We start from the raw sequence: 9,434 nt of genomic DNA, 5'->3' as shown, positions 1-9,434 counted from the left end.
GTAACGGCAACCAGCATCCTTCCGTGACGCCGTCGCAATCCTTTGTTTGCGCCGATGGTTGGGTGATGCTGGCGGCGGGTAACGATTCGCAGTTCGAAAAACTTTGCCACGCCCTGGAGGCCCCGCACCTCGCGAAGGACGAGCGTTTTCGCACCAACGCCGCGCGCTTACGCCACGCCCAGGATCTTACGGTGTTAGTGGAAGCTATTACCCGAACGCGCCCGGCGAAGTGGTGGATGGATAAACTCTCCGAGCAAGGCGTGCCTTGCGGAAAAGTGCAGGACATCGCGCAGGCGTTTGCCGACCCGCAAGTGCGCCACCGTGGCATCCACGTGGAACTCACGGGCGCGGACCACGCACCCGTGCCTGTCGTGGCGAGCCCGCTACGCCTGTCCGCCTCGCCCGTGCACTATGAATTGCCACCGCCGCGGCTGGGAGAACACACGGATCAAGTGTTGGGCGATGTCTTGGGCCTGGTTACTCTTGAAATCGGCGCACTCCGGGCCTCGGGAGTCATTTGAGGCGAATGGATTCTTGCGTGGCGGCGAGCAGGTCCCTTGCCCATCGAAGTCTTTCGGAACAATTAAGCTCGTTGGGCTTGCGCTTGGCCCGGATATCGCGGCGCATGATGTCGTTGAATTTGCCGCTGCCTAACTGAACGCTTTGCGCGTCGATGCCGCTCAATGCCAGCATGAGCATGGTGTTGGATTTCAGTTGGTCGGACATGGGTTCGTCGTCGCACAATCGGGCATAAGCCGCCGCGGAAGCATTCTCCTCCAGCATGGCGTTGAGCGCGGCGTTATCGGCGAGCGCGTCCGAGGCGAGCACGACCAGGGGAAGGCTCAGGAGGCGGATGAATTTCATGGGCGCCTGGAGTGCGTGGATAAAGGGGACCGATTGTACGGGATCGCCTGCATGCGGAACTGAAATTGCTAAGCCCATGCCACATCGCGGCCACGCCGCGAAAACTCAGTGGAATAAGCCTCCCCGAAACGATGAATATCGGTCACTCCGTGGCAAGAATGCGGGAGAACCCGGCCTTCAGCCGGATTCTCCCTTTTGCGCTGTACCTTCTGTTCTTGTCACTGGAAGGCTCAGCATGGCTCCATGACGGATGGCCCCGCATCGATTGGCGCTGGCTCTACGCCGTGAAGATCTCCGTCGTTGCGGGTGCCCTCTTATATTTTTGGAGCCGGTACGAGGAGATCGCCAGGCCGCGCCTCAGCCTGCGCGAGGGAGTAATCGCCCTCGTAGTGGGCGCGGCTGTATTCGGGATCTGGATTACCTTGGATGGCCCCTGGGTAAAGCTGTGGCACCCGAATGGATATGATCCGCGGGGCGTGGATGGAAGTGTTCTATGGCTCATGGCATCTATTCGCTTGTTTGGGGCTGCCGTGATCGTGCCCGTCATGGAGGAGCTATTCTGGCGCTCTTTCGTCATGCGCTGGATCGAGCGCCAGGATTTTTTGAAGGCCAACCCCAGCGTCTTGGGCGCCAATGCGCTACTGATAAGTTCGGCGCTATTCGCCGTGGAACACCATCAATGGGCCGCCGGTTTGATCGCTGGCTTGGGTTATGGCTGGCTCTATATTCGAAGCGGAAATCTGTGGGTACCCATTCTGGCGCACGGGTTTACCAATATGCTGCTGGGATTATGGGTGCTTCGTAGCGGGCAGTGGCAATTCTGGTAGACCCGCGCCGCAAGGGCTGTGCGTCTATACTTCACGCCTGCCCAGCTTGCGCGGGGCAAACCGATCAATTTCCATGGGAGCACTTGAGTGCCTTCATTTCACCGCCTAGCAGGCATGTTGATGCCCCTCGCATTCTTGAGTGCATGTGGCCAGACCCAGCAGCAAAACACGGCCCCTGCCGCGGCAACGGTCAATGGCAAGGAGGTGAGTTCCAGCCAGATCGATCTTGCCCTCGCGCGCGTAGGCACGCTGAACGAGGAGCAACGCAAGCAAGCTGGCAAACGCGTGCTGGAGCAGTTGATCAACCAGCAGTTGCTCTTGCAAAAGGCGGCGGAAAATAAACTCGAGTCAGACCCCAAGGTTCTACAGGTTATCGACGCCGCGACCAAACAAATTCTCGCTCAGGCGTATCTTGAAAAGATCGCCGCGGGCGCCGCCAATCCCACGCCCGAGGCCATCGCGGAGTTCTACACCAAGCATCCAGAACTGTTTTCGGAACGAAGAATCTACCGCTTCAATCAATTGATCGTCGCAATTTCAAGAGAACGGCTGGAGGCACTGAAGAGCAAGCTGGGAGAGCTCGACAAGAAATCCAAGAAGACCCTGGTCATGCGGGATCTCGTCGCGTGGCTCCAGTCCGAAGGCCTGAAATTCAAAGCCGGCTCGGCCACCCAAGCCGCCGAGCAACTACCCTTGGAGATGCTGCCCACCTTTCACAAGATGAAGGAAGGCGATCTGACGCTGCTACCCGCGCAAGGCGGCGTGCAGGTGTTGCAGCTGGTTGCCTCGCAAACCCAAGCTCTGGATCAAGAGAAAGCCAAACCTGTCGTGGAAAAATATCTGCTGAACCGGGCACGGTTGACCCTTTCTCAAGACGAGCTTAAGCGGCTGCGAGAAAGCGCGAAGATCGAGTATCTGGGTGAGTTCAAACAAGCGGCGGCCGATGGAAAGTCGGGCGCGCAGGCTGGTTTGCCCGAAGCCGCGCATCCCGATGGACAGAAACCCGCGACACTCGACGGCAGCGCTCCGGCGGGCGGCGGCATTTCCGAGCCAGACACACCGGCCGTAAAGGAGTAAGGTTGCCTGCTGCCCGGCCGATATTACGTAAGTAGAATTCATGGGAATGGCCTTGGAGCTGATGCAATGATATTGGTGACAGGCGGGGCCGGGTTCATCGGCGCGAATTTCGTGTTGCGCTGGCTGGCGCGGGAGGCAGAGCCGGTTATCAACCTCGATAATCTGACCTATGCCGGCAATTTGGGCAACCTGGAAACCTTGCACGGTTCGCCTGCTCACTCTTTCGTGCGCGGAGACATTGGCGATCGCAAACTCGTTCAAGCGCTGCTCAAGGAGCACACTCCGCGGGCGATCTTGAACTTCGCGGCCGAAAGCCACGTGGACCGTTCCATTCACGGGCCCGGTGCGTTTGTTCAAACCAATGTGGTGGGAACCTTTGCCTTGGTGGATGAAGCCTGTCGTTACTGGGAGAAATTACCGGAGCCGAGGCGGCAAGAATTTCGGTTCCTTCACGTATCCACGGACGAGGTCTATGGCTCCCTTGGACCCGGCGACCCGGCCTTTAGTGAATCCACCGCCTACGCGCCGAACAGTCCCTATTCGGCCACGAAAGCGGCGTCCGATCATTTGGTGCGGGCCTACCACCATACCTACGGCTTGCCTACTCTCACCACTAATTGTTCGAACAACTACGGGCCTTACCAGTTTCCCGAAAAGTTGATTCCACTCATGATTCACAACGCCGTTCGTGGCAAGGCACTGCCTGTGTATGGAGACGGGCAAAACGTGCGAGATTGGCTCTATGTCACCGATCATTGCGATGCCATCGCCATGGTCTTGCGGCACGGCATGGTAGGGGAGACTTACAACATCGGCGGCCACAACGAAGTGAAGAATATCGAAGTGGTTCGCACCTTGTGCCGCCTGTTGGATGAATTGTGCCCAGACTCTTCCAATGTTCCTCATGACTCCTTGATCACCTATGTCAAGGACCGCCCTGGCCACGACTGGCGCTATGCCATCGACTGCGCGAAGATCGAACGAGAACTCGGCTGGAGGCCCAGTGAGAATTTCGAGTCCGGTTTACGCAAAACGGTGCAGTGGTACCTTAGCCGCCCCGAATGGGTGGCAAGCGTTACTTCGGGCGAGTACCGAAATTGGGTGGGCATGAATTACCGATCGCGAGAGGCGGTTCCATGAGAAAGGGAATTGTCCTGGCGGGCGGGTCGGGGACTCGCCTTTATCCCATCACGCAGACAGTTTCCAAGCAGCTCTTACCTGTCTACGACAAGCCGATGATTTACTACCCGCTCGCGACCCTCATGCTGGCCGGTATACGGGACATTCTCATCATCTCCACACCGCAAGATACGCCGAGGTTCGAGCAACTATTGGGTAGCGGGAAGCATTGGGGAATGAATTTTTCCTATGCGGTACAAGCATCGCCCGATGGCTTGGCCCAGGCCTTCATCATCGGCGAGCGTTTTATCGGGGAAGACACTTGCACGCTCATGCTGGGCGACAACATATTCTATGGCCATGGCTTGACCAGCGATCTGAAGTCCGCGGCCGCGAAGGACACGCGGGCCACGGTGTTCGCTTACCCCGTGACGGATCCAGAGCGCTACGGCGTGGTGGAGTTAGCGCCGGGTGGCCAAGCCATCAGCATCGAGGAAAAGCCCGCCAAGCCGCGCTCGCGCTATGCCGTGACTGGGTTGTATTTCTACGACCGCGGCGTCGTGGAGATGGCGAAAAACCTGCAGCCCTCTCCACGCGGAGAGCTGGAGATTACGGACGTCAACAAGCGCTACCTGGAACTCGGAGAACTTGACGTGGTAGTCATGGGGCGTGGCCATGCTTGGCTGGACACCGGCACCTACGATTCGCTGATCGAGGCTTCGCTCTTCGTGCAAACGCTGGAGAAGCGCCAAGGCCTCAAGATGGCCTGTCCCGAGGAAATCGCCTATCGCATGGGCTACATCACGGGCGAGGATTTGGAGCGGCTAGCCCTTCCGCTCCTGAAAAATAGTTATGGGCAATACCTCAAGTCGCTGCTGAGCTCGAAAATTTTTCTTTGAACATCCTAAAGACCACGCTTCCGGAAGTCTTGCTGATCGAACCCAGGATCTTTGGCGATGACCGCGGATTTTTCTTTGAGAGTTTTAACCAGCGGCGTTGGACGGAAGTCACAGGCCATGGCGAGCAATTTGTTCAGGACAACCACTCACGCTCGGCAAGGAATGTATTACGCGGCCTGCATTACCAGATCGCCCAGCCACAAGGAAAACTAGTTCGTTGCGTGGCCGGGGCAGTGTTCGATGTCGCCGTGGATATACGCCGTTCTTCGCCTCACTTTGGCCTCTGGGTGGGATTCGAGTTGTCGCACGAGAACAAGCGCATGGTGTGGATTCCGAAGGGCTTCGCGCACGGCTTCGCGGTGCTCTCGGAGTACGCCGAATTTCTCTACAAGACCACGGACTATTGGGCGCCGGAGCACGAGAGAACCATTTGCTGGGACGACCCCGTTATTGGAATTAAGTGGCCCATTTCCGGGCCCCCAGTGCTCTCCAAGAAGGACCTGGAAGGTGTGAGCTTGCGGCGGGCCGAGGTATTTGATTGAACATTCTGCTGACAGGTGCCCAAGGGCAAGTGGGCTGGGAATTGGCGAAGCTGCTCCCATCCCTGGGAAACGTCACCGCCGTGGACGTCGCGGAACTGGATCTATGCGACGAGGCCGCATTGCGTGCGTTCATCCTTCGGCTAAAACCCACGTTGTTAGTCAACCCCGCGGCCTATACCGCTGTCGACCAAGCCGAGTCGGATCCTGGCGTGGCGATGAAGGTGAACCGGGATGCCGTTCGGGTCATGGCGGATGTGATGGCGGGGTTGGGCGGTGTCATGGTGCATTACTCCACGGATTACGTGTTCAACGGCCGCCTGGGCGCGCCCTTCACCGAGACCGATCCCACAGGCCCGCTCAATCAGTACGGGATCACCAAGCTGGCGGGGGAAGACGCACTGCGGGCATCGGGCGTCACTCATCTCAACTTTCGCACGAGTTGGGTGTACGGTAGCCGCAGCAAGAATTTCTTGCTGACCGTGCTTCGCCTCGCAAAGGAACGGCCAGAACTACGCATCGTCGAGGATCAGACTGGGGCGCCCACTTGGTGCCGGTACCTGGCGCGCGTTACATTCGAAGTGTTGCAACGATGTTTTGGTTCCGGCATGGCTCTTGAGCGGCTCCGCGCCGAGCAATCTGGCACCTATCACCTGACGGCGGGCGGGGTGACCTCCTGGTACGGCTTTACCCGTGAGGCGCTCAAACAACGCAATGCGGGCGCCGGCGCCGCCCATCCAAAGGCTATCCCCATCGCGACCAAGGATTATCCGACCCCGGCCACCCGGCCACTTTTCTCGGTGCTGGATAACTCGAAACTCCTACGAACTTTCGGCATCCAACAAGTGCCCTGGCAGCAACAACTTCGCGAATGTTTGGCGGAAATGCCTTAGCGGAGCTGCCACGTGTCTCATAGAACCCTCTTTACAGGAAACCTCTCCATGACGCACTCACGAATTCGGTTACCGGTTGTTCTAGTGCTTGGGTTGGGATACGCCATGGCCTTCGCCAGCGATGAGGCGGTACTCGGGAAACTGGACGACACCAAAATCAGCCCGGCCGAGGTGCGTGAAACCCTGGATCTGCAAGGGCCCGAGATCAAGAAGCACCTGGCATCCTCACTGCCGGACCTGGACAAGCTGGTGCGCGCGGAGCTGGTTAGAAAATCCCTCATCGCCCAGGCAAGGGACAAAGGATGGGAACAAAAGGCAGAAGTGCAAATGCTCATGGAAATGGCCAAGGAGCAAGCGCTGTTGAGTGCGTTTGTGCAGAGCTTCGTGCGCCCCCCCGGCTTCCTATCCCTCTGAGGATGAGGTAAGAGCCGTCTACGAATGAAACAAAAAGGCGTTGATGACGCCGGTGCAGTATCAAATTGGAACGATATTCATCGCCACCCTGGACGCCGCGGACAAGGCTCAAAACATCACGGCTGCCAAGAAGGTCACGGATTTATCCGCGATGCTGCAAAAGAATCCCGCCGAATTCGCCAGCATTGCCAAAGAGGAGTCCGATCAGAAGGAAACCGCGGCCAGGGGCGGAGAGATAGGTTGGGTCACGGAAAACCAGCTCACTCCCGATCTGCGCCCGGTTATCACCGCTCTGGAGAAGGGAGCCATCAGTTCGCCACTTAAACTGAAGAACGGCTGGTACTTAATCAAGGTGATGGACAAGCGGCCCAGCCGGCAACGCACCTTTGAAGAGGCGCGCGCCGCCTTGGTGGCCACTATGAGGCAACGCAAGACCCAGGAGAACGAACGCCTCTATCTCGAAAGCGTCCTTCAGAAATCCGTGCTGACGGTGAATCAGATCGAGTTATCGAAATTCCAGGATAGCCTCAAGAAGTAGCTATTTCCGGGGATCGTCTTCCGCATGCACGAATTCGATGGGGTTTTCCACGGGACCAATGCCCATCTCTTGAATGATGACGTCGGATTCGGCGGAAGCGAAATGGGGCACGCGCGCGTCCGTGATGTAGAAGTTGCCCGGCGTGAATTTCTTCATGGCGGCCTGGTCGAAGTTCTCCCCCGTGCCCGACCAATAGGTGCCCTTGAGCACGATCACGCTGCGCTCATCGGGATGCCGGTGCGGCGGTAACTTGTACCCTGCGGGAATCATTGCCCGGAACACATAAGGCCCTGGTTTGGAGTGGTCGCCCAGAACCATGATCACCTTCATGCCCGGCGGAACGCTCTTGCTATCCTTCCACTCGCGTCCGTTACTCGCCACGGCTTCGGGGCCGGTCATGATGAGATCTGCCGGTGTGATGGAGGGCTCGCCGGCGGCGCCCGCGGCGATGGCGGTGCTCGCCATCAAACTCGCCAGTAAAACTCGGTTGGGTATTCGCATGAGAAATCCTTCGGGCTTATTGTTGTCTGGGGTCGTCGTCGGGGTGCAAGTACTCGATCGGGTTCTGCACCGGACCATCGCCTAATACTTGAAGGATTACTTCCGTACGGGCCCAGCTATACGAGGGGGTATCGTGAGGAATCGTGAGCGCGCTGCCGCCTTGCAGCTCCCGCATCTTCATCGGGTTGTAGCGATCGCCCGTGCCGAACCAATAAGTCCCTTTCACCACCGTGACGAAGAGGTCATTGGGAAACTTGTGCGGCTGCATCTTGTAGCCGCTCGGCATGCGAATGCGGATCATGTAGGGACCGGATTTCTTCGGATCTCCATACACCACCAAGGTCTTGGCCCCGTAGGGAATGGAAGGTTCCTTTTGCCATGCCTTCGGATCGGCCGGCACCACGACACGCATACCGCCATCCTGCGCGCACACTGTCGTGCCCAGGCCAAAAGCCAGTAGCCCAGCCGCCGCCAACGCGCGCTGCTTGATCATACTCATTCGAGTAATCCTTTTCTACCGATGGAGTCGTTTCCCTGCAAAGGCGGCGGATATTAGCACGGAGGTTCTGCGCGCCAGCGCCCTGGTTGCATGGTCTTGGAAGGAGCGTTGCTGCGGTAGTATCGCCCTCATAATCTTGTTCAAAGGGGTGTCATGCCGCGCTACCTTGTGCTCGGACTGTGTTGGGCGTTACTGGTTCCAGCGCCCTTCGCGCTGGCGTTCGATGGGATTCGCGTCACGCTTCTGGGAACTGGAAGCGGCGCGGCGGCATTGGCCGAGCGCGCGGGTCCTAGTGTTTTGGTAGAAGTAGGGCGTGATGTTCTGCTTTTCGACTGCGGACGCGGCGTGGCCGCGCGCTTGGCGGCGGCGGGAATGTCCCCCGCCAAGGTCCAGAAGGTATTTCTGACCAATTTGGGCTCGGATCGCACGGTGGGATGCGCCGACCTGTGGTTGAGCGGATGGCATCGCGGCCGCGATGAGCCCTTGCCGGTGACCGGCCCGCAAGGAACGGTGGAAATGATGGGCCACTTGCAACGCGCCTACGCCCTTGATATTCAGGCGCGCTTTCGGGAGAACAAGGCGGGTGCGAGAATCGATGCCTCGGATATTTCCGAGAACCTGGTCTACGAGTCCGAGCATTCGCGTGTGATGGCCTTCGTGGTGAATCACGGTCCCATGGACCCGGCCTACGGTTATCGCATCGAGTCCGGCTCGCGCGCTGTCGTGATCTCCGGTGCCACCACGTACTCTGAAAACCTCATCCAGAACGCGCGCCGTGCGAGTGTCATCATCCATGAAGTCATGGCCGTCCATGGGGACTTTCTGGAGGATTCCGAACGCCTTCGCAAAGAGCTGGCTACTCACACCACGCCCGAGGATGCCGCCAAGGTGCTACGCGCCACCCGCCCAGGATTGGCCGTACTGTCCCCGGTGGAGTTCGTCGAAGTGAAAGACTCCGAGGTCATGCGCAGAGTCCGCAGACAGTACCCAGGCACCTTGGAAATGGGTTACGACTTGATGGTCATCGAGATTCAGAACGAGATTCAATTGCGCGGCGTGCCTTCGGACCGGCCGCCGGGGAGGTGAGGCGTGAGGCGTGAGGCGTGAGGCGTAAAAAGCATTGGAGGCAGACTGAGCTTCCCCCGAAATTTCGTCTTCCAAGAGTAGGAGTTTATTCTGGCTCTGTCGCAATAGTGGAGACGGCTCGAATAGAATTGCGGCGCTCACGGGTGATCAAGCAGCGAGACTGTAGAACTGGTTAGCT

The 9,434-nt window shown here is 58.4% G+C and carries 13 protein-coding genes; 10 read left to right on the top strand and 3 right to left on the bottom strand.

Features of this window, described 5'->3' with window-relative positions; all coding sequences use genetic code 11:
* Positions 1–521, top strand: a 521-nt coding sequence (locus tag EXR36_14615) for a CoA transferase (GenBank protein ID MSQ60829.1), incomplete at its 5' end; no start/stop codon positions are given.
* Here EXR36_14615 and EXR36_14610 read toward each other — a convergent pair.
* Positions 514–864, bottom strand: coding sequence for a hypothetical protein (locus tag EXR36_14610; protein MSQ60828.1), 351 nt, complete (start codon positions 862–864; stop codon positions 514–516). The two genes, EXR36_14615 and EXR36_14610, sit on opposite strands and share 8 nt — an antisense overlap.
* 158 nt (positions 865–1,022) lie before the next feature.
* On the opposite strand from EXR36_14610, the gene EXR36_14605 reads away from it, so the two are divergent.
* From EXR36_14605 to EXR36_14570, 8 genes are all read left to right on the top strand, one after another.
* A complete protein-coding gene (locus EXR36_14605; protein ID MSQ60827.1) occupies positions 1,023–1,691 on the top strand; it encodes a CAAX prenyl protease-related protein in 669 nt (222 codons plus the stop codon).
* A gap of 114 nt (positions 1,692–1,805) precedes the next feature.
* A complete protein-coding gene (gene epsD / locus EXR36_14600; protein MSQ60826.1) occupies positions 1,806–2,768 on the top strand; it encodes a peptidyl-prolyl cis-trans isomerase, EpsD family in 963 nt (320 codons plus the stop codon).
* Between the two features lie 66 nt (positions 2,769–2,834).
* A complete protein-coding gene (gene rfbB, locus EXR36_14595) occupies positions 2,835–3,908 on the top strand; it encodes a dTDP-glucose 4,6-dehydratase (protein ID MSQ60825.1) in 1,074 nt (357 codons plus the stop codon).
* A complete protein-coding gene (rfbA, locus tag EXR36_14590; GenBank protein ID MSQ60824.1) occupies positions 3,905–4,786 on the top strand; it encodes a glucose-1-phosphate thymidylyltransferase in 882 nt (293 codons plus the stop codon). Before rfbB ends, rfbA begins: the two co-directional genes overlap by 4 nt.
* Entirely contained in the window at positions 4,783–5,328 is a 546-nt protein-coding gene (rfbC, locus tag EXR36_14585) for a dTDP-4-dehydrorhamnose 3,5-epimerase (GenBank protein MSQ60823.1), read from the top strand. The genes rfbA and rfbC overlap by 4 nt, the downstream gene beginning before the upstream one ends.
* Positions 5,325–6,218, top strand: a complete 894-nt coding sequence (gene rfbD, locus EXR36_14580) for a dTDP-4-dehydrorhamnose reductase (GenBank protein ID MSQ60822.1) — start codon at positions 5,325–5,327, stop codon at positions 6,216–6,218. Before rfbC ends, rfbD begins: the two co-directional genes overlap by 4 nt.
* Positions 6,219–6,266: 48 nt before the next feature.
* A complete protein-coding gene (locus EXR36_14575) occupies positions 6,267–6,632 on the top strand; it encodes a hypothetical protein (protein MSQ60821.1) in 366 nt (121 codons plus the stop codon).
* Between the two features lie 43 nt (positions 6,633–6,675).
* Positions 6,676–7,170 (top strand): hypothetical protein, encoded by a 495-nt coding sequence (locus tag EXR36_14570; GenBank protein MSQ60820.1) that lies wholly within the window; start codon positions 6,676–6,678, stop codon positions 7,168–7,170.
* Here the strand turns inward: EXR36_14570 and EXR36_14565 are convergent, their stop codons facing one another.
* Together EXR36_14565 and EXR36_14560 are read right to left on the bottom strand one after the other, a co-directional pair.
* Complete coding sequence (locus EXR36_14565) at positions 7,171–7,671, bottom strand: hypothetical protein (protein ID MSQ60819.1); 501 nt, start codon at positions 7,669–7,671, stop codon at positions 7,171–7,173.
* Positions 7,672–7,687: 16 nt separating this feature from the next.
* Complete coding sequence (locus EXR36_14560) at positions 7,688–8,170, bottom strand: hypothetical protein (GenBank protein ID MSQ60818.1); 483 nt, start codon at positions 8,168–8,170, stop codon at positions 7,688–7,690.
* A gap of 153 nt (positions 8,171–8,323) precedes the next feature.
* Here EXR36_14560 and EXR36_14555 point away from each other — a divergent pair, with 153 nt between their 5' ends.
* Positions 8,324–9,256: an MBL fold metallo-hydrolase gene (locus EXR36_14555; protein ID MSQ60817.1), complete on the top strand. Its 933-nt coding sequence runs from the start codon at positions 8,324–8,326 to the stop codon at positions 9,254–9,256.
* Positions 9,257–9,434: the final 178 nt, after the last annotated feature.

This window comes from Betaproteobacteria bacterium, assembly GCA_009693245.1.
Taxonomy (GTDB): Bacteria; Pseudomonadota; Gammaproteobacteria; order Burkholderiales; family SHXO01; genus SHXO01.
Note: the sequence above shows the minus strand (reverse complement) of the source record. Positions and strands in the feature narration are given on the sequence as shown.